The sequence below is a fragment of the Micrococcus sp. ACRRV genome, from assembly GCF_022346985.1.
Classification (GTDB): Bacteria; Actinomycetota; Actinomycetes; order Actinomycetales; family Micrococcaceae; genus Micrococcus; species Micrococcus porci.
Genome location: NZ_JAKRNH010000029.1, coordinates 1 through 23,021, shown reverse-complemented (window position 1 = coordinate 23,021; position 23,021 = coordinate 1). Strand labels below are relative to the sequence as shown.

Annotated in this window: 19 protein-coding genes; 15 read left to right on the top strand and 4 right to left on the bottom strand. The window is 73.2% G+C overall.

The window, feature by feature from the left end; all coding sequences use genetic code 11:
• The 3 genes from MHY29_RS04925 to valS all read right to left on the bottom strand — a co-directional run.
• Positions 1-353: hypothetical protein (locus tag MHY29_RS04925; RefSeq protein WP_239238497.1), on the bottom strand; the 353-nt coding region annotated here is incomplete at its 3' end.
• Between the two features lie 347 nt (positions 354-700).
• A complete protein-coding gene (locus MHY29_RS04920; RefSeq protein ID WP_239238495.1) occupies positions 701-1,216 on the bottom strand; it encodes a DUF2231 domain-containing protein in 516 nt (171 codons plus the stop codon).
• A gap of 238 nt (positions 1,217-1,454) precedes the next feature.
• A complete protein-coding gene (valS, locus tag MHY29_RS04915; protein WP_239238493.1) occupies positions 1,455-4,139 on the bottom strand; it encodes a valine--tRNA ligase in 2,685 nt (894 codons plus the stop codon).
• 139 nt (positions 4,140-4,278) lie between these two features.
• On the opposite strand from valS, the gene MHY29_RS04910 reads away from it, so the two are divergent.
• From MHY29_RS04910 to ndk, 15 genes are all read left to right on the top strand, one after another.
• Positions 4,279-5,073 (top strand): SDR family oxidoreductase, encoded by a 795-nt coding sequence (locus MHY29_RS04910; RefSeq protein WP_239238491.1) that lies wholly within the window; start codon positions 4,279-4,281, stop codon positions 5,071-5,073.
• A 43-nt stretch (positions 5,074-5,116) separates the two neighbouring features.
• A complete protein-coding gene (locus tag MHY29_RS04905; RefSeq protein ID WP_239238489.1) occupies positions 5,117-5,866 on the top strand; it encodes a sirohydrochlorin chelatase in 750 nt (249 codons plus the stop codon).
• 117 nt (positions 5,867-5,983) lie between these two features.
• On the top strand, positions 5,984-7,699 hold the full coding sequence (locus tag MHY29_RS04900) for a nitrite/sulfite reductase (protein WP_224355074.1): 1,716 nt from the start codon (positions 5,984-5,986) through the stop codon (positions 7,697-7,699).
• Positions 7,696-8,421, top strand: coding sequence for a phosphoadenylyl-sulfate reductase (locus tag MHY29_RS04895; protein ID WP_049146121.1), 726 nt, complete (start codon positions 7,696-7,698; stop codon positions 8,419-8,421). Before MHY29_RS04900 ends, MHY29_RS04895 begins: the two co-directional genes overlap by 4 nt.
• A 32-nt stretch (positions 8,422-8,453) precedes the next feature.
• Positions 8,454-9,389, top strand: coding sequence for a sulfate adenylyltransferase subunit CysD (gene cysD, locus MHY29_RS04890; RefSeq protein WP_002855962.1), 936 nt, complete (start codon positions 8,454-8,456; stop codon positions 9,387-9,389).
• Positions 9,389-10,729 (top strand): sulfate adenylyltransferase subunit 1, encoded by a 1,341-nt coding sequence (locus MHY29_RS04885; protein WP_224355073.1) that lies wholly within the window; start codon positions 9,389-9,391, stop codon positions 10,727-10,729. Before cysD ends, MHY29_RS04885 begins: the two co-directional genes overlap by 1 nt.
• A 31-nt stretch (positions 10,730-10,760) precedes the next feature.
• The gene (locus MHY29_RS04880) at positions 10,761-11,486 is read left to right on the top strand and encodes an ABC transporter ATP-binding protein (protein ID WP_224355072.1); all 726 of its coding nucleotides are present in this window, start codon (positions 10,761-10,763) and stop codon (positions 11,484-11,486) included.
• A complete protein-coding gene (locus MHY29_RS04875; protein WP_224355071.1) occupies positions 11,476-12,399 on the top strand; it encodes an ABC transporter permease in 924 nt (307 codons plus the stop codon). Before MHY29_RS04880 ends, MHY29_RS04875 begins: the two co-directional genes overlap by 11 nt.
• Positions 12,396-13,664 (top strand): uroporphyrinogen-III C-methyltransferase, encoded by a 1,269-nt coding sequence (gene cobA / locus MHY29_RS04870; RefSeq protein ID WP_239238487.1) that lies wholly within the window; start codon positions 12,396-12,398, stop codon positions 13,662-13,664. The genes MHY29_RS04875 and cobA overlap by 4 nt, the downstream gene beginning before the upstream one ends.
• Positions 13,661-15,097, top strand: coding sequence for an FAD-dependent oxidoreductase (locus MHY29_RS04865; RefSeq protein ID WP_224355069.1), 1,437 nt, complete (start codon positions 13,661-13,663; stop codon positions 15,095-15,097). Before cobA ends, MHY29_RS04865 begins: the two co-directional genes overlap by 4 nt.
• An 80-nt stretch (positions 15,098-15,177) precedes the next feature.
• Complete coding sequence (locus MHY29_RS04860) at positions 15,178-15,813, top strand: TIGR03085 family metal-binding protein (protein ID WP_239238485.1); 636 nt, start codon at positions 15,178-15,180, stop codon at positions 15,811-15,813.
• A 304-nt stretch (positions 15,814-16,117) separates the two neighbouring features.
• Complete coding sequence (gene ileS / locus MHY29_RS04855; protein WP_239238483.1) at positions 16,118-19,534, top strand: isoleucine--tRNA ligase; 3,417 nt, start codon at positions 16,118-16,120, stop codon at positions 19,532-19,534.
• Positions 19,531-21,072, top strand: a complete 1,542-nt coding sequence (locus tag MHY29_RS04850; protein WP_239238478.1) for a folylpolyglutamate synthase/dihydrofolate synthase family protein — start codon at positions 19,531-19,533, stop codon at positions 21,070-21,072. Before ileS ends, MHY29_RS04850 begins: the two co-directional genes overlap by 4 nt.
• Complete coding sequence (locus tag MHY29_RS04845) at positions 21,069-21,587, top strand: DUF4233 domain-containing protein (protein WP_239238476.1); 519 nt, start codon at positions 21,069-21,071, stop codon at positions 21,585-21,587. Before MHY29_RS04850 ends, MHY29_RS04845 begins: the two co-directional genes overlap by 4 nt.
• Positions 21,588-21,708: 121 nt before the next feature.
• Entirely contained in the window at positions 21,709-22,131 is a 423-nt protein-coding gene (ndk, locus tag MHY29_RS04840; RefSeq protein ID WP_239238473.1) for a nucleoside-diphosphate kinase, read from the top strand.
• 91 nt (positions 22,132-22,222) lie between these two features.
• Here ndk and MHY29_RS04835 read toward each other — a convergent pair whose 3' ends face one another.
• Positions 22,223-22,891 (bottom strand): vitamin K epoxide reductase family protein, encoded by a 669-nt coding sequence (locus MHY29_RS04835; RefSeq protein ID WP_239238470.1) that lies wholly within the window; start codon positions 22,889-22,891, stop codon positions 22,223-22,225.
• Positions 22,892-23,021: the final 130 nt, after the last annotated feature.

Below are 23,021 nucleotides of genomic sequence, written 5' to 3'. Positions count from 1 at the left end.
GCCCCTGCAGGTCCCACTGATCCGCGCGCCACCCGGCCGGCCGCGCGGATCAGTGGGACCTGCAGGGGCAGCCGCCCGAGGGAGACCAGTTGCGCCGGCCAGGGCCGGCGTCGCCACCGCCAGGCCATCCACGCGTTGCCGGGCCACACGCCGAGGAAGAGCGCCTGCGCGGCGCGTCCGCCCGCGCGCCGGGTGTGCGGGACGGCCAGCAGACCCGCCACGGCCAGCTCGGCCACGCCGGAGCCGTGGGTCCACGCGCGGGCCGAGCCGGGCAGGAACGGCGGGATCAGCCCGTCGAAGGGTTCGGGGCGGACGAAGTGGAGCACGCCCATGGCGGCGAGGGCGGCGGACATCCGCCGGGCGGAGCCATCGGAGGCGCGGCGGCCGGCCGGGGCGGGATCGGGTGTCGGTTTCATCCTCTCAGTGTCCACCCCTGCCGCGGTGACCGCACTCAGACATGCGGCAGGAACACGACCGGGACGTGCACCACGACACCCCACGGGGGTGCCGCCGCCTCCCGACGAACTCCGATCCGGCGGCAGGCTGTCCGACGTACGCTACGACGTACCAGCTCCGGGCCACGAACATCCCACGCTGACGGCAGCGGGCCCCCTGCCACGGGCGCGATGACGGCCCCGTCACCTCCTCGAGGTGTCGGGGCCGTTCCGTGTCGCCAGGCGGGGGCGGGAACGTCAGGGACTCAGGGGCGGCCGCCGCCGGTGCCCAGCCCGCCTCCGCTCTGCGTCCCGGAGCCCTCGCCCTGCCAGACGAGCTGGGCTCCCGCGTGGCCAGCCTGGACCGCGACGACCACGTCCGCCACGCCGACCAGCAGGACCAGGACCGCCAGCACCAGGTGGAGGGCGGGGATCCGCTCGCCGATGCGGCGCAGCGCGGCGGGGGAGCGGTGCCAGGACAGAGCGGTCCAGACGAGGAGGAGCAGGAACAGGAGCATCGCCAGGTTGCGGGTCTTCTCACCGAGCTGCGCATGCTGCCACAGCAGGGCGGAGGCCTCGCCGTCGGACGCGGCGAGCTGTTCACCGGTGGCCGCGGTCAGCACGGAGCCGACCGCCGCTGCGAGGGAGAAGGCGAGCGTCAGCGGGGCGGACCACTGGAACCAGCGGCGGGAGAGCACGGCCGGCAGGGCCATGAGCACGGTCAGCGGGATGAGGATGACGGGCAGGTGCACCATCAGCGGGTGCAGGGGGAGGCTGTTCACGGCCTGGACGCTACGAGGGGATTCGGGTGGCCGGCCAGGGAGGACCTGGGAGGGAAATAGGATTTATCCGGTGCCGAAATTCACTCAGGCAAGGGTGTCCTGAGTTCATTTTCCGCTGACGTCCGGCTGCGCTCGTCGGCGACGGGCAGACGAAGGCCCCGCCGCCCGTGACGGGCGACGGGGCCGTCGTCGTGCCGCGTGCGCTCCCGAGACACCGTCCGGGAACGCGCGGCGGGGATCAGTCGTCCTCGACCGGTGCCAGCTGCACGTCGGAGACGGTCAGCGGCGCGGCCTCGCCGGCCTCGCCCTGCGTGAGGGACAGGTCCGCGATGTTGCCGGCCGCCTTGAGGTCCGCCAGGCCGCCGCGCAGCTTCTCGAGCCACTCGGCCGGCCCGGTCACCACGGCGGAGCGCACCTCGGTCCGCTGCTTCACCTTGGCCTCGGACTTCGCCTTGCGGACGCCGCCCAGGACCTGCGCCACGGTGGGCAGGACCTCGGCGTCGCCGGCAGAGGCGGCGAAGGACAGGGACGCCACCTCGTCCGCGGCGCCCGGCCACGCGGCGGTGTGCACGGAGCCGGCGCGCCACCAGCTCCACACCTCCTCGGTGGCGAACGGCTGGAACGGGGCCAGCAGACGCAGCAGGGCGTCCAGGGTGGTGGCCAGCGTGGTCACCACAGAGGCCTGCTCGGCCTCGCCGTGGCCGCCGTAGGCACGGTCCTTCACGAGCTCCACGTAGTCGTCCGTGAAGGCCCAGAAGAACTGCTCGGTCACGTTGAGGGCACGCGCGTAGTCGTAGGCCTCGAACGCGCGGGTAGCCTGCTCCACGGTGACCGCGAGGCGCGCCAGCAGGGAGGCGTCCAGCGGGTTGGTGACGGCCGCGGCGTCGTCGGCCGTGCGGATGACGGCGTCCTGGGTGGCGCCCAGGTTCAGAACGAACTTGGCGGCGTTGAGCAGCTTGATGGCCAGGCGGCGGCCGATCTTCATCTGCGCCACCTCGTAGGCGGTGTCCGCGCCGAGGCGGGCCGAGGCGGCCCAGTAGCGGACGGCGTCCGAGCCGAACTGGTCCAGGATGTCGGTCGGGACCACCACGTTGCCCTTGGACTTGGACATCTTCTTGCGGTCCGGGTCGAGGATCCAGCCGGAGAGCGCGGTGTCCGTCCACGGCACGGAGCCGTGGAGGGCGTGGGCACGCACCACGGTGGAGAACAGCCAGGTGCGGATGATGTCGTGGCCCTGCGGGCGCAGATCGAACGGGAAGACGTTGTTGAAGAACGCCTCGTCGCGGGACCAGCGGCCCACGATCTGCGGGGTCAGTGAGGAGGTGGCCCAGGTGTCCAGGACGTCCGGGTCGCCGGTGAAGCCGCCGGGGACGTCGCGCTGGTCCTCGGAATACCCCGGAGCGGCCTCGGCGGCCGGGTCCACGGGCAGGGCGTCGTTCGCGGGGACGATGGGGGAGTCGTAGACCGGCTCACCCTCCGCGTCCAGCGGGTACCAGACCGGGATCGGCACTCCGAAGAAGCGCTGGCGGGAGACGAGCCAGTCTCCGTTGAGGCCCTCGACCCAGTTCTCGTAGCGGTGGCGCATGTGCTCCGGGTGCCAGGAGAGCTCGCGGCCGCGCTCGATGAGCTCGGCGCGGCGGTCGGCGTCGCGGCCGCCGTTGCGGATGTACCACTGGCGGGAGGTGACGACCTCGAGCGGCTTGTCGCCCTTCTCGTAGAAGTTCACGGCGTGCATGATCTTCTTCGGCTCTCCGTCCAGCAGGCCGGCCGCGGTGAGGGCGTCCACCACACCCTGCTTGGCGGAGAACACGGTCTTGCCGGCCACGGTGTCCGCATAGGCCTGTCGGCCGGCGTCCGAGGTGATCCACTCCGGGACGTCCTGGGCGAACCGGCCGTCACGGCCGATCAGGGTGCGGGTCGGCAGCTGCAGCTCGCGCCACCAGGTGACGTCGTTGAGGTCGCCGAAGGTGCAGACCATGGCGATGCCGGAGCCCTTGTCCGGCTTGGCCAGCGGGTGCGGGAAGACCTCGACCTCCACGCCGTACAGCGGGGAGGTGACGGTCGTGCCGAACAGGTGCTGGTAGCGCTCGTCGTCCGGGTGGGCGACCAGGCCGGAGCAGGAGGCCAGCAGCTCGGGGCGGGTGGTCTCGATGAAGACCTGCTCGCCGTCCGCAGCGGTGAAGGCGTAGCGGTGGTAGGCGCCGGGGACCTCGCGGTCCTCGAGCTCGGCCTGGGCCACGGCGGTGCGGAAGGTCACGTCCCACATGGTGGGGGCCTCGGCCAGATAGGCGTCGCCCGAGGCGATGCCGGCCAGGAAGGCGCGCTGGGAGACGGCACGGGAGACGTCGTCGATGGTCCGGTAGGTCATGTCCCAGTCGACGGACAGGCCGAGACGGGTGAAGAGGTCCTCGAAGACCTTCTCGTCCTCGACGGCGAGCTCCTCGCAGAGCTCGATGAAGTTCTTGCGGGAGATCACGTCCCAGTCGCGCTGGTTCTTCGCCGGCTTCTCCGGCGGTCGGTAGCCCTCCACGTACGGCTTGGCGGGGTCGCAGCGGACGCCGTAGTAGTTCTGCACGCGGCGCTCGGTGGGCAGGCCGTTGTCGTCCCAGCCCATCGGGTAGAACACGTTCTTGCCGTTCATGCGCTGGTAGCGGGCGAGCACGTCGGTCTGCGTGTAGGAGAAGACGTGGCCCACGTGCAGCGAGCCGGAGGCGGTCGGCGGGGGAGTGTCGATCGAGTAGACCTGCTCGCGGGTGGTCTGCGTGTCGAACGCATAGGTGCGCTCGTCGGCCCAGCGGGCGGTCAGCTTCTCCTCGAGGCCTTCGAGGGCCGGCTTGTCCGGCACGGCCACGGCGCCGGCGGCGGGGGTGGACGGGGTCGATGCGTCGATGGGCGTGTCTGTGCCCTGCGTGTTCTCAGCCATGCCCGCCATCCTCCCATGACCGGGGCGGCGGGCCGGGCCTGCGACGACGCCCGGGACGTCCCGCCCTTCCAGTCGGTCGACCTGGCGGAGGTGATCCGGGCGGTGCTCCGAACGGCGCGGCTCGGCTACGGTCGGAGGCGTGAGCCACACCCATGAACCTGCGAAGAACCCCGCCCGCGCCGCCGTCGTGACGGGGGCCACGAGCGGCATCGGCCGCGCCACGGCCCTCGAGCTCGCCCGCCGCGGTTGGCTCGTGTACGCCGTCGGCCGCCGGGCCGAGCGCCTCGAGACCCTCGCTGCCGACGCCCGGGCCGAGGGTGTGAGCGGCGACGTCGTCCCCGCTGCCCTGGACGTCACGGACGAGGCCGCCGTCGCCGCGCTGGCCTCGCGCGTCGATGCCGACGGCGGCGCCGACACCCTCGTCAACATCGCCGGCGGCGCGCTCGGCACGGACGCCGTGGGCGTGGGCAATCGCGCCGATTGGGAGTGGATGTACCGCGTCAACGTGCTCGGCACCCTGACGATGTGCCAGGCGTTCCTGCCCATGCTCCGCACCCACGGCGAGGGCACCGTGCTCAACCTGACCTCGACCGCCGCCGTCACCGCCTACGAGGGCGGCGCCGGCTACAACGCCGCGAAGATGGGCCAGCACGGGCTCACCGGCGCGCTGCGCCTGGAGGAGGCCGAGCACAACGTGCGGGTGATCGAGGTGCTCCCGGGCATGGTCCACACCGAGGAGTTCTCCCGCAACCGCCTGGGCGGCGACCAGTCCGCCGCAGACGCCGTGTACGCGGGCGTGGAGAAGCCGCTCACCGCCGAGGACGTCGCCGAGGTGTGCGTCCACGCCGTCGAGCTGCCCCACCACGTGAACCTGGATCAGATCGTGATGCGGCCGGTCGCCCAGGCCGCCCAGCACAAGGTGATCCGCCGGTGATCGGCGGGCCGTGGAACGTGTGGCCCGACGCGGTGGGCTCGGCATGAGCGCGCCCGCGCTGCACGTGATCGCCTGCGCCCACGGCACGCACGACGCGGCCGGCCGCGACGTGATCGACGGCCTCCGTGCCGACCTGGCGGCCCTCCTGGACGCCGAGGGGCCGGGCGCCCAGGTCCACGAGGCCTACGTGGACGTGCAGAGCCCCTCCCTCGACGAGGTCGTGGCGGCCCTGCCCCCGGGGGAGCCGGCCGTGATCGTGCCGCTGCTGCTGTCCCTGGGCCACCACGTCCACCACGACATCCACCACGCCGCGGCCGCCCGACCCGACACGATCGCCGCCGCACCGCTGGCCGGGGCCGGGGACGACGTCGAGCCGCGCCTGGTGACCGTTCTGGCCGAACGGGTGGCCCAGGCGGTGCCGGCCGGTGAGGCCGCGACATCGGACGTCATCCTGGCGGCGGCCGGCACCCGCGCCGCGGACGGACAGGCCCAGGTGCACGCCCTGGCCGCGGCCCTGGCCCGGGCCACGGGACTGCCCGTGACCGCGGCGTTCGGGGCGGCGGCGACCCCCCGGGTGCCCGACGCCGTCGCCCGGGTGCGCGCCACCGGCCGTCGCGCCGTGGTGGCCGCCCACCTGTTGGCCCCCGGGTACTTCCACGACCGACTCGGCGAGAGCGGCGCGGACGCGGTCACCGACCCCCTGCTGCCGCATCCGCTGGTGGCGCGGATCGCCCTGGACCGGCTGCGGTCCGCCCTCGCCGAGGCCCCGAGGGGAGCCGCCGGAGGCCGCTGAGCCGTCCGTCACACGACCGGGGCCGGGCCGGGTCCCCGCCGCGGCCCGGCCCCGGGAACGTGACGAACCGCGTCGACGATCTTGGGGCCGGCATGCCCGGTTTCTAGCGTGGCGGCCATGACCCAGGTGAACGAGACGTCGAGGCCGGCGCGCACCCCGCGCCGTCCCTCCGCCAAGCCGCACGGCCAGTGGAAGGTGGACGGGACCGCCCCCCTGAACCACAACGAGGAGTTCAAGCAGCAGGACGACGGCCTGAACGTCCGCGAGCGCATCGAGCAGGTCTACGCCCGGGAGGGCTTCGACTCGATCCCCTCGGACGACCTGCACGGCCGCTTCCGCTGGTGGGGCCTGTACACCCAGCGGAAGCAGGGGATCGACGGCGGCAAGACCGCCACCCTCGAGCCCCACGAGCTCGAGGACCGCTACTTCATGCTGCGCGTGCGCATCGACGGCGGCGACCTCACCACCGAGCAGCTGCGCGTGATCGGCGGGATCTCCACCGACTTCGGCCGTGACACCGCGGACATCACCGACCGGCAGAACGTCCAGCTGCACTGGATCCGAGTCGAGGACGTCCCCGAGATCTGGCGGCGCCTGGAGTCCGTGGGCCTGTCCACCACCGAGGCCTGCGGCGACGTGCCGCGCGTGATCCTCGGCTCACCGGTGGCCGGGATCGCCGCGGACGAGATCATCGACCCCACGCCCGTGATCCGGGAGATCGCGGACCGCTGGATCGGCGACCTCGAGGTCTCCAACCTGCCCCGCAAGTTCAAGACCGCCATCACCGGACACCCCTCCCAGGACGTGGTCCACGAGATCAACGACGTTTCCCTGATCGGTGTGGTCCACCCCGAGCTGGGCCCCGGCTACGACCTGTGGGTCGGCGGCGGCCTGTCCACGAAGGCCCGCCTGGCCGACCGGATCGGCGCCTTCGTCTCGGCCGAGCGCGCCCCCGAGGTGTGGCACGCCGTCGTGAGCATCTTCCGTGACTACGGCTACCGGCGCCTGCGCAACAAGGCCCGCATGAAGTACCTGCTCGAGGACTGGGGGCCGGAGAGGTTCCGCACCGTGCTGGAGGAGGAGTACCTCGGCTACGCCCTGCCCGACGGGCCCGCCCCGGCCCCGCCCACTCGTCCCGGCGACCACGTGGGGGTCCACGAGCAGAAGGACGGCCGCTTCTACATCGGCGCCGCCCCCGTCGTCGGACGCTCCAGCGGCACGACCCTCACCGCCCTCGCGGATCTGCTCGAGGCCCACGGCTCCACGCGGCTGCGCACCACCCCGCACCAGAAGATCGTGGTGCTGGACGTGGAGCGGGACCGGGTGGACGCCGTCGTGGCCGGCTTGAAGGAGCTGGGGCTGGACCCGGAGCCGTCCGTGTTCCGCCGCTCCACCATCGCCTGCACGGGCCTGGAGTTCTGCAAGCTCGCCATCGTGGACACGAAGGACACCGCCACCGCGGCGATCGCCCAGCTCGAGGAGCGCCTGGCCGACCTCGCCGATCGCCTCCCCGAGCGGCTGAGCCTGCATGTGAACGGCTGCCCCAACTCCTGCGCCCGCATCCAGACCGCGGACATCGGCCTGAAGGGGCAGCTGCTCCCGGACGACGACGGCGGCCAGACGCCCGGCTTCCAGGTGCACCTGGGCGGCGGGCTGGCCTCCGTGGACCGCGCCGAGGCCGGCCTCGGACGCAGCGTCCGCGGCCTGAAGGTCCGCGCGGACGGGCTGGTCGACTACGTCGAGCGCCTCGTCCGCCGGTACGACGAGCAGCGCGAGCCGGGCGAGACCTTCGCCCGGTGGGCGCACCGAGTCGACGAGGAGGCCCTCCGATGAGCACCGTTCCCCCCACCCGTCCGACCGAGGACCTCGAGCGCCTGCAGGCGCTCGCGGAGTCCGGCGCCGCCGAGCTCGGCTGGGACGCACCCGCCGAGGCGGTGGTCGACTGGGCCGCCCGCCATGTGGACCTCCGCCGGGCCGCCGTGGCCTGCTCCATGGCCGACGCCGTCCTGCCGCACCTGGTGGCGCAGCGGATGCCCGGCGTGGACGTCCTCTTCCTGGAGACCGGCTACCACTTCACCGAGACCCTCGCGACGCGCGACGAGGTGGCCCGCCGCCTCGACGTCACCGTGGTGGACGTGCTGCCGGAGCTGACCGTGGCCGAGCAGGACGAGCGCCACGGCAAGGACCTGTTCGCCCGCGACCCGGGGCTGTGCTGCGCGATGCGCAAGGTCGAGCCCCTCAACCGGGCGCTGGCCGGATACGACCTGTGGTTCACCGGCGTCCGCCGGGACGAGGCTCCGACGCGCACGAACACCCCGCTGGTGGGCTGGGACGAGGCCCACGGCATGGTCAAGGTCAACCCCGTCGCCCCATGGAGCTTCGACGACCTGGTCGGCTACGCCACGGACCACGACGTGCCCGTGAACCTGCTCCTGCAGAACGGCTACCCCTCGATCGGCTGCCGCCCCTGCACCCGCCCCGTCGCCCCCGGGGAGGACCCGCGAGCCGGGCGCTGGGCCGGGACCGCGAAGACCGAGTGCGGCATCCACGTCTGAGCGCCGCTCCCGAGACAGACCAAGGAGACACGATGACCCTCACCCATGCCCCCGACCCGGGGACCGTGAGCCCCGCCGGGCCCGACGTCCAGGACGCCCTGGAGGCCGAGGCGATCCACATCATCCGCGAGGTGGTGGCCGAGTTCGAGCGCCCCGCCATGCTCTTCTCGGGCGGCAAGGACTCCGTGGTGATGCTCCACCTGGCCGCGAAGGCCTTCTGGCCGGGGAGGATCCCCTTCCCGGTGGTCCACGTGGACACCGGCCACAACTTCCCCGAGGTCCTCGAGTTCCGCGACCGCACGGTGGAGCGGCTCGGCCTGCGGCTCGTGGTGGGCTCCGTGCAGGAGTACATCGACCGCGGCGAGCTGCGTGAGCGCGCCGACGGCACCCGCAACACCCTGCAGACCACCCCCCTGCTGGACACGATCCGGACCAACCGGTTCGACGCCGTCTTCGGGGGAGGCCGCCGTGACGAGGACAAGGCGCGGGCCAAGGAGCGGATCATCAGCCTGCGGGACGCGTTCGGGCAGTGGGACCCGCGCAACCAGCGCCCCGAGCTGTGGAACCTCTACAACGGCCGTCACACCCCCGGCCAGCACGTCCGCGCGTTCCCCATCAGCAACTGGACCGAGCTGGACGTGTGGCGGTACATCGCCCGCGAGGGCATCGAGCTGCCCTCCATCTACTACGCGCACGAGCGGGAGGTCTTCCGCCGCGACGGCATGTGGCGCGCCGTGGGGGAGCACTCCCGGCCGGCCGAGGGCGAGGAGGTCACCACGCGGACGGTGCGCTACCGCACGGTGGGCGACATGTCCTGCACCGGCGCCGTCCTCTCGGAGGCCGCGACCGTCGAGGACGTCGTGCTCGAGGTCGCCGCCTCCACCCTGACCGAACGCGGGGCCACCCGCGCCGACGACCGCATCTCCGAGGCGGCCATGGAAGATCGCAAGAAGGACGGGTACTTCTGATGAGCACCGCACTGCTGGACCGGCACGCCCCCGCCGGGACCCTGTTCCGCCTGGCCACGGCCGGCTCGGTCGACGACGGCAAGTCCACCCTCGTGGGCCGCCTCCTGCACGACTCCAAGGCCGTCCTGGCCGACCAGCTCGAGGCCGTGGCCCGCACCTCCGCCGAGCGCGGCTTCGGCGGCGCCGAGGGCGGGCTGGACCTGGCGCTGCTGACCGACGGCCTGCGCGCCGAGCGGGAGCAGGGGATCACGATCGACGTCGCGTACCGGTACTTCGCCACGGACCGGCGCACCTTCGTGCTGGCCGACTGCCCGGGGCACGTGCAGTACACCCGGAACACCGTCACGGGCGCCTCGACGGCCGACGCCGTCGTGCTGCTCGTGGACGCCCGCAAGGGCGTGGTGGAGCAGACCCGGCGCCACCTCAGCGTGGTGGCCCTGCTGCGGGTGCCGCAGGTGATCGTCGCCGTCAACAAGATCGATCTCGTGGACTACTCGGAGGAGGTCTTCACCGCGATCGCCGAGGACGTCCGGCGCGTGGCCCGGGAGCTCGGCCTCTCCGACGCGGTGAGCGTCCCGGTGTCCGCCCTCCAGGGCGACAACGTGGTCACCCGTTCCGAGCGGACGGACTGGTACACCGGCCCCACGCTCATGGAGCTGCTCGAGTCCCTGCCCGGGGCGGACGCCGAGGACGACGCCGCGGCCTCCTTCCGCTTCCCGGTGCAGCTCGTGGTGCGCCCCCAGGGCGCCCTGGCCCCCGGCCTCGACCCCGAGGTGTTCCGCGACTACCGCGGCTACGCCGGGCAGGTCGTGGCGGGCACCGTCCGGCCCGGGGACGCCGTCGCCGTCCTCACCCCGGGGCAGCCGGCGCGCACCACCACCGTGGTGGGCGTGGACGCCGCCGGGGAGTCCCTCGAGGAGGCCTCCTCCCCGCAGTCGGTGGTCCTGCGCCTGGCCGACGAGGTGGACGTGGCCCGCGGGGACACGATCGCCGCCGCGGACACCGCCCCGCGCCCCACCGCGGAGGTGGCCGCCGCGCTGTGCTGGCTCTCCGCCGCGCCGCTGCGCGTCGGGCAGCAGGTCCTCGTCAAGCACGGCACCGCCGTCGTCCGGGCGCTCGTCCAGGAGGTGGCCGGCCGGCTCGACCTGGACACCCTGCGGCTCGACCCGGCCGAGACCCTCGGGCTCAACGACATCGGACAGGTGCGCCTGCACCTGGCCGCGCCGCTGCCCGTGGAGCCCTACGCCGTGCATCGGCGCACCGGGGCGTTCCTCGTGATCGACCCCCAGGACGGGGCCACGCTCGCCGCCGGCATGGTGCGCGGCGGCGACGAGGCCTGATCCGGATGACGACGGCGCGAGGGGAGCGGTCATGACCGTGGTGATGGAGGACGTGGGCAAGAGCTTCGGCGGGCCCACGCCCGTGCTGGAGGACGTCTCCGTGCGGATCGAGCCGGGCGAGTTCGTCTGCCTGCTCGGCGCCTCCGGATGCGGCAAGTCCACCCTGCTGAACCTCATCGCCCGGCTCGAGGCGCCCACCGCGGGCGTCGTCAAGACCCCCCGGGAGGGGGCCGCGTTCATGTTCCAGGACGCCGCCCTCTTCCCGTGGCTCACCGCCCGCGGCAACATCGAGCTCGCCCTCCGGTTCGCCGGCGTGCCCGCAGCGGGGCGTCGGGAGCGTGCCGGGGAGCTGCTGCGCCTCGTCCATCTGGGCGACGCCGCCGACCTGCGACCCCACCAGCTCTCCGGCGGCATGCGCCAGCGCGTCGCCCTGGCCCGGGCCCTCGCCCAGGACCGCCCCCTGCTGCTCATGGACGAGCCGTTCGCCGCGCTGGACGCGATCACCCGCGACCTGCTGCACGTCGAGCTCGAGCGCGTGTGGCGGCAGACCGGTCGGACAGTCGTGTTCGTCACCCACAACGTGGCCGAGGCCGTCCGCCTCGGCCAGCGGGTGCTGCTGCTGTCCTCACGGCCGGGTCGCGTCGTCGCCGAATGGGACGTGCCCGCAGCCGCCCACCACGACGCGCCCGCCGCGGCCGCCCTCACGGCCGCCATCACCGCCCGACTCGGTCAGGAGATCCGTCGCCATGCGCACTGACACCCCCACCCTCGACGCCCCCGGCCGCGCGCCGGGGGCCGCCGCCGACGACGAGCTGCGCGAGCTCGACAGCGGCCTCGACGCGCTCCAGGCCGTCGACTCGACCCGACGGACGGGTCTGGCCGGGTGGGACTGGAGCCGGGTCCTGCTCCCGGTGGCCGCCGTCGTCCTGCTCGTGGCGATCTGGCAGGTCGCCGCGTGGCTGGCCGCTGCGCGCGGCGAGCCGATCACCGGTCCCGGCGACGTCCTCAGGGCCTTCGGGACGCTGTGGGCCCAGGGCCTCGTCCAGCAGGCAGTGGCGACGTCGGTGGGCCGCGCCGTCGTGGGCTTCGCCCTCGCCGTGGTCGTCGGCGTCGGGCTGGGCCTGCTGCTCGGACAGGTCAGCGTCCTGCGACGGGCGTTCGGCCCGCTGCTCACGGCCCTGATGGTGCTGCCCAACGTGGCCTGGGTGCCGCTCGCGGTGCTGTGGTTCGGCCTCAGCGACGCCACCGCGTACTTCGTGATGCTCACCGGCGCCGTCCCCGCCGTGGTCGCCGGCCTCACCACCGGCACGGACCAGGTGCCGCCGCAGCTGCGTCGCGCGGCCCGCGTGCTGGGCGCCTCGCGCCTCGAGACCGCCCTGCTGGTGGTCCTCCCGGCCGCCCTGCCCGCCTTCGTCTCCGGCCTGCGCCAGGGCTGGGCCTTCGCGTGGCGAGGCCTCATGGCCGCCGAGATCATCGCCGTCGGCGGGCCCATGGGCGTCGGACTCGGGACCTTGCTCCACCAGGGACGGGCCGAGTCCGACCTCGCCGTCGTCCTCTGCGCCGTCCTGGCCATCCTGGCCGTCGGCGTCCTCGTCGAACTGACCGCATTCGGCCCCGTCGAGCGGCGCATGCTGCGCCGCCAGGGGCTGCTGGAAGGGAGCACGCGATGACCGCGTCCGATCTGTACCCCACCTCCCTGCGTCTGCTCGGCCGTCCCGTCCTGATCGTGGGCGGCGGGCGCGTGGCCGGCCGCCGCGTGGGCGCCCTCCTCGACGCCGGCGCGCTCGTCACCGTGGTGGCCCCGGAGCCGGGGGAGGAGGTGGAGCGGCTGGCGGCGGCCGGCCTGCTCACCCTGCACCGCCGCCCCTACCGCCCGTCCGACCTCGACGGGGTCTGGTTCGCCCAGACCGCCACCGGCGACCGGGCCGTGGACGGGGCCGTGGCCTCCGACGCCGAGGCCCGCCGCGTCTGGTGTGTCGACGCCTCCGACGCCGAGTCCTCCGCCGCCTGGACGCCCGCCGTCGCCCGGGCCGGGGACGTGACCGTGGCCGTCAACGCCGGGGGAGACCCTCGCCGCGCCCGCGCCCTGAAGGACGCGATCACCCTCGCCCTGTCCACGGGGCGGCTGCCGCTGCGCCGGCGGCGCGCGTCCTCCGAGCCCGGTCGCGTGGCCCTCGTCGGCGGCGGCCCCGGCGACTCCGGGCTCATCACCGTGCGCGGCCGACAGCTGCTCGCGGAGGCCGACGTGGTGGTCGCCGACCGGCTGGGCCCGCGCGCCCTCCTGGCCGAGCTGGACCCGGCGGTGCCCGTGATCGAGGTCGGCAAGGCCCCCGGGAACCACCTGGCCACGCAGGACGAGATCAACGCCGTCCTGGTCCGGGAGGCCCGGGCCGGCCGCCTCGTCGTCCGGCTCAAGGGCGGCGACCCGTACGTGCTCGGCCGCGGCGGCGAGGAGGCTGCGCACTGCCGCGCCCATGGCGTCGACGTCGAGGTGGTCCCCGGTGTCACGAGCGCCGTCTCGGTGCCCGCCGCCGCGGGGATCCCGGTCACCCATCGCGGTGTCGCCACCGGCTTCACGCTGGTGACCGGCCACGAAGAGCTGGCCGAAGTGCCCACCCGGGCCGACCACACGCTCGTCCTGCTGATGGGCGTGCGCCGGCTCGCGGACACCGCGCGCCGACTGACGGAGCGCGGCCTCGACGGCGCGACGCCCGTGGCGATCATCGAGCGTGGCTGGATGCCGGACCAGCGGGTCACCGTGGGCACGGTGGAGACCATCGCCGCGCAGGCGGCCGCCGTCGGTGTGGAGAACCCCGCCGTGATCGTCGTGGGCGACGTCGTGCGCCTGAGCCCCTACGCCACCGGCGCGCCTGCGGCCGGTGTCCCTGCCCCGATCTCGACCCTGAACCCGACCTCCGAAGGAGCACGAGCATGACCCCGACCCCCTCGTCCTCGAGGCCCGACCGCCCGTTGCGCATCGCCATCATCGGTGCCGGGCCCGCCGGGGTGTACACGGCGGACATCCTGACCAAGGAGGAGCGGGACTTCCGGGTCAGCATCGACCTGTTCGACCGGTACCCGGCCCCGTTCGGCCTGATCCGTTACGGGGTGGCCCCGGACCATCCGCGTATCAAGGGCATCGTGAACGCGCTGCACAAGGTCATGGACCGCGGGGACATCCGTTTCCTGGGGAATGTGGACTACGGCACGGATCTGAGCCTGGCGGATCTGCGTCGGCACTATGACGCGATCGTGTTCTCCACCGGGGCGGTGCGGGACGCGGCCCTGGACGTGCCGGGGGTGGAATTGGCCGGCTCGTTCGGTGGCGCGGACTTCGCCGCCTGGTATGACGGGCACCCGGATGTGCCGCGGCACTGGCCGTTGGAGGCCACCCAGGTGGCGGTGATCGGCAACGGGAACGTGGCCCTGGATGTGGCCCGGATCCTGTCCAAGCATGCCGAGGACCTGCTGCCCACCGAGATCCCGGACAACGTGTACCGGGACCTGGCCGCCTCCCCGGTCACAGACGTGCACGTGTTCGGTCGGCGCGGGCCGGCGCAGGTGAAGTTCACCCCGTTGGAGCTGCGGGAGCTGGCGCATTCCCGGGATGTGGACATCGTGCTGTACGAGGAGGACTTCGACTTCGATGAGGCCTCGGAGCAGGCCATCGAGGAGAACAACCAGGTCCGCACCATGGTGGGGACGCTGACGAACTGGCTCATGGAGCAGGAGGACCGTCAGCAGAGCGCCTCGCGTCGGCTGCACCTGCATTTCCTGCAGGCCCCGGAGCAGTTCCTGGACGAGGACGGGGACGGCCGGGTGGATGGTCTGCGGATGCGCCGGATGGAGTTGGACGGTTCCGGTGGGGTCCGTCCGACGGGGGAGACCGTGGACTATCCGGTGCAGGCGGTGTACCGGGCGGTGGGGTACTTCGGGTCTCCGGTGGAGGGGGTGGAGTTCGATGAGGTGCGCGGGGTGATCCCGAACGCGGAGGGCCGGGTGCTCGACGCGGACGGTGCCCCGGTGCCGGGGCTGTATGCCTCGGGGTGGATCAAGCGGGGTCCGGTGGGGTTGATCGGGCACACCAAGGGTGACTCCTTGGAGACGATCACGCATCTGATCGAGGACGAGCCGGGGCTGTGGCGGGCTCAGGAGCCGTCGGAAGAGTCCGTGATCGAGCTGCTGGAGTCCCGTGAGGTCCCGTACACCACGTGGGCTGGTTGGCATGCTCTGGATGACCATGAGAAGTCCTTGGGCGCGCAGGCGACGGAGGCCGGGCCGGTGGCGCGGGAGCGGGTGAAGGTCGTGGACCGGGAGGAGATGACCCGCATCTCCCGGAAGAGCATCCTCCTCGGCGCCGGAGGCTGAGCCCTCCCGTCGGGTGGATGCGAGGCCGGGCGCGGTCGACCCCTCGCCCGCGCCGCGGCCCGCTCCCTACCGTGGTGCCCATGACCACCTTCGCCGCAGCCGAACGCGCCCGCCTCGCTGACCTCCTGCTCGAGAAGGGCCCCCACGCCCCGACCCTCTGCGAGGGCTGGAGCACCCGGGACCTCGCCGCCCACCTGTGGCTTCGTGAGAACCGCCCGGACGCCATGGCCTCCATGTTCGTCAAGCCGCTCGCCGGCCACCTGGACCGCCTGACCGCCCACACCAAGCGCCGCGAGTACGTCGACGTCGTCGGCGAGTGGTCCCAGGGCCCCGCCTCGCTGAATCCGATGCGCGTGGCGGACAGGCACGTCAACGCCGCCGAGCACTTCATCCACCTCGAAGACGTCCGCCGCGGCGAGGCCGTGGCCGGCGGCGTGACGCCCGCGCCCCGCGACTTCACGCCCTCCGAGGAGGACGCCCTCTACCGCTCGCTGCGCCGCATGGCCCCGCTGCTGCTGCGCAAGTCCGCCGCTCCGGTCGTCCTCCAGGCTCCCGGCCGCGCCCCCGTCACGGTGGCCCGCGAGGCCGTTGCCCTGAAGGCCCCCGTGACCGTCAGCGGCCCCGTCGGCGAGCTCCTGTTCTGGGCCTCGGGCCGCGACGCCGTCCACGTGGACCTCGACGGCGACCACGCCGCCGTCGTCCGCGGCGGGATCTGACCCGGGGCCCGCGGTCGGCTCGACCGGCCAGCACCGTCACGCGGCGGCGCCCCCTTCGGCGCCGCCGCGTGCGTCGTCTAGACTGGCGCCCACAGGCGTCGACCCGGCCATCACCGGCGAGCCTCCGGAAGAACAGGCCCTCCCGCGGACCCCAGTAGACCCGGACGGGCAGGCCCGTCACAGCCGTCACGAAGAGGTCGGGCCGCGCGCCCGGCAAGCGAGGTGGTACCGCGCCCGCCCGGCTCCCCGGAGCCGCGACGAGCGTCCTCGCACGGACCGCACCCCCGACCCGTGAAGGACCGCCGTGTACCCCCTCGCCTCCACCGACCCCGCCGGCGCCACGCCCGCCTCCCCGCTGCTGCCGGAGATCGAGCAGCGCATCCTGCGCTACTGGGACGAGGACGGCACCTTCCAGGCCTCCATCGACGCCCGTCCCGCGGTGAACGAGGACGGTTCGCAGAACGAGTTCGTCTTCTACGACGGCCCGCCCTTCGCCAACGGCCTGCCGCACTACGGCCACCTGCTCACCGGGTACGTCAAGGACCTCGTGGCCCGCTACCAGACGCAGCAGGGCCGCCGCGTGGAGCGCCGCTTCGGCTGGGACACCCACGGCCTCCCCGCCGAGCTCGAAGCCATGAAGCAGCTGGGCATGACGGACAAGTCCGAGATCGAGGCCATGGGCATCGACCGGTTCAACGACGCCTGCCGCTCCTCCGTGCTGAAGTACACCGAGGAGTGGAAGCGCTACGTCACCCGCCAGGCCCGCTGGGTGGACTTCGACAACGACTACAAGACCCTCACCCCGGACTTCATGGAGTCCGTGATCTGGGCGTTCTCCGAGCTCCACCGCAAGGGCCTGACCTACCGCGGCTTCCGCGTGCTGCCCTACTGCTGGCACGACGAGACTCCGCTGTCCAACCATGAGCTGCGCATGGACGACGACGTCTACAAGATGCGCCAGGACCCCTCCGTCACGGTGTCCTTCCCGATCCTTGGCCTGCCCGACGACGCCGCCCTGGTCCCGGCCGGCGGTGCGGACGCCGCGCTCGCGGACGAGCTCGCCGGCGTGCACGTCCTGGCCTGGACCACCACGCCGTGGACGCTGCCCACCAACGCGGCCCTCGCCGTCGGCCCGGAGATCGAGTACGCCGTGGTGCCGGCCGGCCCGGAGGGCGCCACGGTGGCCGCCGCCGAGCGCTTCCTGCTGGCCGTGGACCTGGTGGGCGCGCACGCCAAGGAGCTCGGCTACGCCGACGCCGACGCGGCCCGCGCCGCCGTCGAGCGCACCGTGCTGGGAGCCCGACTGGGCGGCCTACGCTACGAACCCCTGTTCACGGACGTGTTCGAGGCGCACGCGGGGGAGACGTTCCCGGTCGGCGCCCGCACGCTCACCCTGGACGGGGTGCACCGCATCCTCGTGGACGACTACGTGTCCACCGACGACGGCACCGGCGTGGTCCACCAGGCCCCGGCCTACGGCGAGGACGACCAGCGCGTCTGCGAGGCCAACGGCATCCCGGTGCTGCTCTCCGTGGACGAGGGCGCCCGCTTCCTGCCGCTGTTCGCCCGCGAGGGCCAGGGGCGCGGCGACCTGAAGGACATCGCCGGCGTCCAGGTCTTCGAGGCCAACCGCACCATCATCCGCGCCCTGCGCGCCCTCGGCCGGATCGCCCGCGAGGCCTCCTACGAGCACTCCTACCCGCACTGCTGGCGCTGCCGCACGCCCCTGATCTACCGGGCCATCACCTCCTGGTACGTGTCCGTGACGAAGGTCAAGGACCGCATGCTGGAGCTGAACGAGGACATCACCTGGATCCCGGGCAACGTCAAGCACGGCCAGTTCGGCACGTGGGTGGCCAACGCCCGCGACTGGTCGATCTCCCGCAACCGCTACTGGGGCTCCCCGATCCCCGTGTGGGAGTCCGACCACCCGGACTACCCGCTCCAGGAGGTCTACGGGTCCCTGGCCGAGCTGGAGGAGGCGTTCGGCCGCCTGCCCCGCAACGCCGACGGCGAGGTGGACCTGCACCGCCCGTGGATCGACGACCTCACCCGCCCGCACCCGGACCCGGAGGCCGCGGCGGCCGGCGCCACCATGCGCCGCGTCGAGGACGTCCTGGACGTCTGGTTCGACTCCGGCTCCATGCCCTATGCCCAGGTGCACTACCCGTTCGAGCGCGCCGACTGGTTCCCCACGCACAACCCGGCGGACTTCATCGTGGAGTACATCGGGCAGACGCGCGGCTGGTTCTACACCATGCACATCCTGGCGACCGCCCTGTTCGACCGGCCGGCGTTCTCCCACGTGATCTCCCACGGCATCGTGCTGGGCTCGGACGGGCAGAAGATGTCCAAGTCCCTGCGGAACTACCCGGACGTCACCGAGGTCCTCGACCGCGACGGCTCCGACGCCATGCGCTGGTTCCTCATGGCCTCCCCGATCCTGCGCGGCGGCAACCTGATCGTCACGGAGGAGGGCATCCGCGAGGCCACCCGCCAGGTCATCCTGCCGCTGTGGAACGCGTGGCACTTCTTCACGCTGTACGCCAACACCGCGCACGACGGCGGCGCGCGCCCGGAGGGGTACCGCGCGTCCGAGCGGCACACCGCGGAGGACCCGCTGGACCAGTACGTGCTCGCCGCCTGCGGCACCATGCTCCGTCAGGTCAAGGCCGCCCTGGACGCCTACGAGGTCTCCGACGCCGCCGACGCGCTGCGGGCCTTCATGGACACCCTGACCAACTGGTACATCCGCCGCTCCCGCGAGCGCTTCTTCGCCGAGGACACCGTCGCCTTCGACGTCCTCTACACCGTCCTGGAGGCCTTCACCCGTGCCGCGGCCCCGCTGCTGCCGCTGGTGGCCGAGGAGATCTGGCGCGGCCTCACCGGCGGGCGCTCCGTGCACCTGACCGACTACCCCGACGCGGACCTGTTCCCGCACGGCCCGGAGGCCGACGCCCTGGTGGCCCGCATGGACCTGGTGCGGTCCATCACCTCGGCGGGCTCGGCCCTGCGCAAGGGGGCCAAGCGCCGCGTGCGCCTGCCGCTGGCGGCGATGTCCGTCGTCGTGCCGGACGCGGCCGCGCTGGAGGGCACGTTCACGCGGATCGTGGCGGACGAGCTCAACCTCAAGGAGGTGCGCCTCACCGAGCTCTCCGAGGAGGCCATCTCCCGGTACGGCATCGGCACCGAGCTGAAGCTCAACTTCCGCGAGCTGGGCAAGCACTTCGGCAAGCAGGTCCCGCTGATCAAGAAGGCGGTCGACGCCGGCGCCTACGCCGAGGGGGAGCAGGGCCTGGACGTGACCCTCGCCGACGGCGCCGTGGTGACGCTGGCGCCCGAGCTCTACGACCTGCGCACCGTCTCGACCGGTGCCCCGGAGGGCACCGCCGTGGGCGTGCTCCCCGGCGGAGGGTTCCTGGTCCTGGAGACCGCGGTCTCCGCAGAGCTGGCCGCCGAGGGCGTCGCGCGCGACGTCATCCGCGCGGTGCAGGCCGCCCGCAAGGACGCCGGCCTGGACGTCGCGGACCGGGTGCGCACCCGCATCGAGGGCCCGGCGCCCGTGGTCGCCGCGCTCGAGTCCCATCGCGATCTGGTGGCGCAGGAGACCCTCACCGTCGAGCTGGACCTCGTGGACTCCGGCGCCGCGGACCCGCGCCGGGACCCCGCCGACGACGCCATGAAGACCGTGGCCGTCGCCGTCGCGAAGGCCCAGGCATGAGCGCCCCCGCCGAGGGCCGCGTGCCCGGCACGGTCGAGGAGGTCTACGCGGACCTGCTCGCCCGCGCCCCCGAGCACCGCATGGAGCCGCGCCTGGACCCCGTGCGCCGGGTGCTCGCCCTGCTGGGTGACCCCCAGCACGCCGCGCCGGTGATCCACCTGACCGGCACCAACGGCAAGACGTCGACGGCCCGGATGATCGAGGCGGTGCTGCGGGCCTACGGCCTGCGCACCGGCCGCTACACGTCGCCCCACCTGGAGCGCGTCACCGAGCGCATCAGCGTGGACGGCGAGCCCGTGGCCGACGAGGACTTCGTGCGCGTCTGGGGCGAGATCCTCCCCATGGTCCACACGGTCGACTCCGAGCTGGAGGCCGCCGGCGAACCCCGTCTGACGTACTTCGAGGCCCTCACCGTGCTCGGCTTTGCGGTGTTCGCGGACGCCCCCGTCGAGGTCGTCGTCCTCGAGGTGGGCCTGGGCGGGATCACGGACGCCACCAACGTCGCCGACGGCGCGGTCTCCGTGGTCACCCCCATCTCCCTCGACCATACCGACCTGCTCGGCGACACCGAGGCGGAGATCGCCGAGGAGAAGGCCGGGATCATCAAGCCGGGCGGCTTCCTGGTCTCCGCCGCCCAGGACGCCGACGCCGCCCAGGTCCTCCTCGAGGCCGCCCGCGCCGCCGACGTGCCGTTCCGCTTCGAGGGCGTCGAGTTCGGCGTGCTGGAGCGCCGGCTCGCCGTCGGCGGCCAGCAGGTGGACGTGCGCGGCCTCGCCGACGAGTACCGCGAGCTGTTCCTGCCCCTGCACGGGGCGCACCAGGCGGAGAACCTCGCCGTCGCCGTCGCCGCCCTGGAGGCGTTCCTCGGCGGCGGTCAGCGCCCCCTGGACGTCGAGCTGCTCCGCGAGGGCCTGGCCCAGGTCACCTCGCCCGGCCGGCTCGAGGTGCTGCGCACCGCGCCCACCGTCGTCGTGGACGCCGCCCACAACCCCGACGGCGTCGCCGTCACCGCCCGGGCCGTGCAGGAGGTCTTCTCCTTCACCCGCCTGGCCCTGGTGGTCGGCGTGCTGCAGGAGAAGGACGCCCGCACCATGCTCGAGGTCCTCCACCGCGAGTTCGGCGACCTCGTCTCGGACGTCGCGCTCACCCAATCGGCCTCGCCGCGCGCCATCCCCGCCGGGGACCTGGCCGCGCTCGCGGTGGACGCCGGCTGGCCCGAGGACGACCTCTTCATCACCGAGTCCGTGCCGGACGCGCTGGAGTGGGCCGTGGGTCGGGCCGAGGCGGTGGAGACCAGCGCCGACGCCCTGGCCTCCGGCACCGCCGGCGGCGTGCTCGTGCTCGGCTCCATCACCCTGGCCGCCGAGGTCCGGTCCCTGCTGGGCGCGCCGGCCCACGCCGGACCGGTCACCGTGGCCGCCCGCGGCATGGACCCCGCGGACCTGCTCGCGGCCGTCGGCCTCGAGGACGACGACGAGGACGCCGTGGACCCCGAGGTCCTGGAGCTGCTGGACGACCGAGAGGAGCACACCCGATGAGCGGACCGACCGAGCCGCGCCCCGGGCGCCCCGCCGACGAGCGCTTCGGCGCCGAGGACTGGCGCCCTGCACGGGAGACGAAGACCCAGCGCGCCTGGCGGCCGGGGCAGCGGAAGCGCGCACGGTCGGTGCGCGCGATGTTCGCCTCCACCGTGCTGTGCCTGGAGGCCGTGCTGCTCTTCTTCCTCGGGATGACGCTGTTCGGCCTCAACCGCGGGGCCGACCACGCCCCGTGGGTGGCCGTCGCGTTCACGGCCCTCGCCGCCGTCGCCGTCCTGGACTGCGCCCTCGTCCGGAGGCCCCTGGGGGTGGCGATCGGCTGGGCGATCCAGGCGGTGCTGATCGCGTCCGGGTTCTGGGAGTACTCGATGTTCGTGATCGGCCCGCTGTTCGCGCTGACCTGGTGGTACGCGATCACCAAGGGCGACCAGATCGACCGGGAGAACGCCGCCCGGGCCCGCGCCCAGGCCGCGTGGGAGGCCTCCCACCCCGAGGAGGCCGGCCCCCGGACGTGAGCGGCTCCACGCCGTCCGCCGCCTCCCGCCCCGGGCCCGGCGCCCGGCGCCCGGGGCGGCAACTAGGGTGGATGCGACGGCACCCGTGAGCCGCGCCCCCCTTCCCGAACAGGAGCACGCCATGACCCATCACCCCGAAGAGACCCTCGTCCTCGTCAAGCCCGACGGTGTGAAGCGTCGCCTGACCGGCGAGATCATCGCGCGCATCGAGCGCAAGGGCTACGAGGTCGTCGACCTGAAGATGCTGGTCCCGACCCGCGAGATGCTCGCCGCGCACTACGAGGAGCACGAGGGCAAGCCGTTCTACGAACCCCTCCTCGAGTTCATGGGCTCCGGTCCCGTCGTCGCGCTGCGCCTGGCCGGCGACCGCGTGATCGAGGGCTTCCGCTCCCTGGCCGGCGCCACCGACCCCACGGTGGCCGCCCCCGGCACCATCCGCGGCGACTACGCCCGCGACTGGGGTGCGGGCGTGCAGAAGAACCTCGTGCACGGCTCCGACTCCACGCTCTCCGCCGAGCGCGAGCTCGCCATCTGGTTCGCCTGAACCCTCCCCTCCCCGGTGCGCACGCCCCGGGACGACGACGGCCGCCCACCTGCATCGGTGGGCGGCCGTCGTCGTCGAGCGTCGGAGAGGGTCAGCGGATCCCGATCACGCCCAGGCCGAGCTGCAGCAGGATGGAGGCGAAGACCAGCGCGTAGAGGAGCACGATCACGGGCCAGGCGAAGTCCTGGGCCAGGCGCGCGAGACCGGGGGAGGAGGGCAGGGCGCCGGTCTGCAGGTTGCGCGAGGTGACCAGCACCAGCTGCAGGATGACCATCGCCCAGACGATCATGCAGTAGAGGCACAGGGTGCCGATCGAGTACACGGCCGAGTACCAGAGCCACGCGGCGAAGGCGAAGCCGGCCAGGATCCCCACGTTCATCAGCACCCAGTACCAGCGGGCGAAGCGGGCGCCGGCGAACAGGGACACGGCCACCGTGATGAGCACCGGGAACGCGACGATGCCGACGAAGGTGTTCGGGAAGCCGAAGGTGTGCGCCTGCCAGGACTGCATCACCGTGCCGCAGGAGAGCCAGGGGTTGATGTCGCAGCTGGTCCTGTAGTTCGGGTTCTCCGCGAGGATCGAGCGCTCCACGATGATGATGATCGTGGCCGTGACCGCCACGATCGAGGTGATCAGGAGCATCCAGGCGGTGCCGAGCGGGCGTGCGTACCAGGAGAGGGAGCGGTCCCCGGGCAGGGCGTGCGCCGCGTGGTGCGCGCGCGGGGCTGGGGGGTTCTCGGCGGTCTCGGTGACGTCCATGGGGGCAGTCTAGGTGTGATGTCCAGGGACGTTGTTGCGTGAGCAGCTGACAGGCGAAGGCCTCCTGTTGCGAGAGTGGAGTTGTCAAGAAACCGCTCACGCGAACAGAAGGCCTTCATGTCCCACGCTA

Bases quoted from the DNA above. Each gene is read 5' to 3' on its own strand.
- MHY29_RS04885 (WP_224355073.1), top strand. From the start codon at position 9,389: ATGAGCACCGCACTGCTGGACCGGCACGCCCCCGCCGGGACCCTGTTC.
- MHY29_RS04850 (WP_239238478.1), top strand. From the start codon at position 19,531: ATGAGCGCCCCCGCCGAGGGCCGCGTGCCCGGCACGGTCGAGGAGGTC.
- MHY29_RS04900 (WP_224355074.1), top strand. From the start codon at position 5,984: ATGACCCAGGTGAACGAGACGTCGAGGCCGGCGCGCACCCCGCGCCGT.
- MHY29_RS04895 (WP_049146121.1), top strand. From the start codon at position 7,696: ATGAGCACCGTTCCCCCCACCCGTCCGACCGAGGACCTCGAGCGCCTG.
- valS (WP_239238493.1), bottom strand. From the start codon at position 4,139: ATGGCTGAGAACACGCAGGGCACAGACACGCCCATCGACGCATCGACC.
- MHY29_RS04875 (WP_224355071.1), top strand. From the start codon at position 11,476: ATGCGCACTGACACCCCCACCCTCGACGCCCCCGGCCGCGCGCCGGGG.
- MHY29_RS04860 (WP_239238485.1), top strand. From the start codon at position 15,178: ATGACCACCTTCGCCGCAGCCGAACGCGCCCGCCTCGCTGACCTCCTG.
- MHY29_RS04845 (WP_239238476.1), top strand. From the start codon at position 21,069: ATGAGCGGACCGACCGAGCCGCGCCCCGGGCGCCCCGCCGACGAGCGC.
- MHY29_RS04835 (WP_239238470.1), bottom strand. From the start codon at position 22,891: ATGGACGTCACCGAGACCGCCGAGAACCCCCCAGCCCCGCGCGCGCAC.
- MHY29_RS04905 (WP_239238489.1), top strand. From the start codon at position 5,117: ATGAGCGCGCCCGCGCTGCACGTGATCGCCTGCGCCCACGGCACGCAC.
- cobA (WP_239238487.1), top strand. From the start codon at position 12,396: ATGACCGCGTCCGATCTGTACCCCACCTCCCTGCGTCTGCTCGGCCGT.
- ndk (WP_239238473.1), top strand. From the start codon at position 21,709: ATGACCCATCACCCCGAAGAGACCCTCGTCCTCGTCAAGCCCGACGGT.
- MHY29_RS04865 (WP_224355069.1), top strand. From the start codon at position 13,661: ATGACCCCGACCCCCTCGTCCTCGAGGCCCGACCGCCCGTTGCGCATC.
- MHY29_RS04880 (WP_224355072.1), top strand. From the start codon at position 10,761: ATGACCGTGGTGATGGAGGACGTGGGCAAGAGCTTCGGCGGGCCCACG.
- cysD (WP_002855962.1), top strand. From the start codon at position 8,454: ATGACCCTCACCCATGCCCCCGACCCGGGGACCGTGAGCCCCGCCGGG.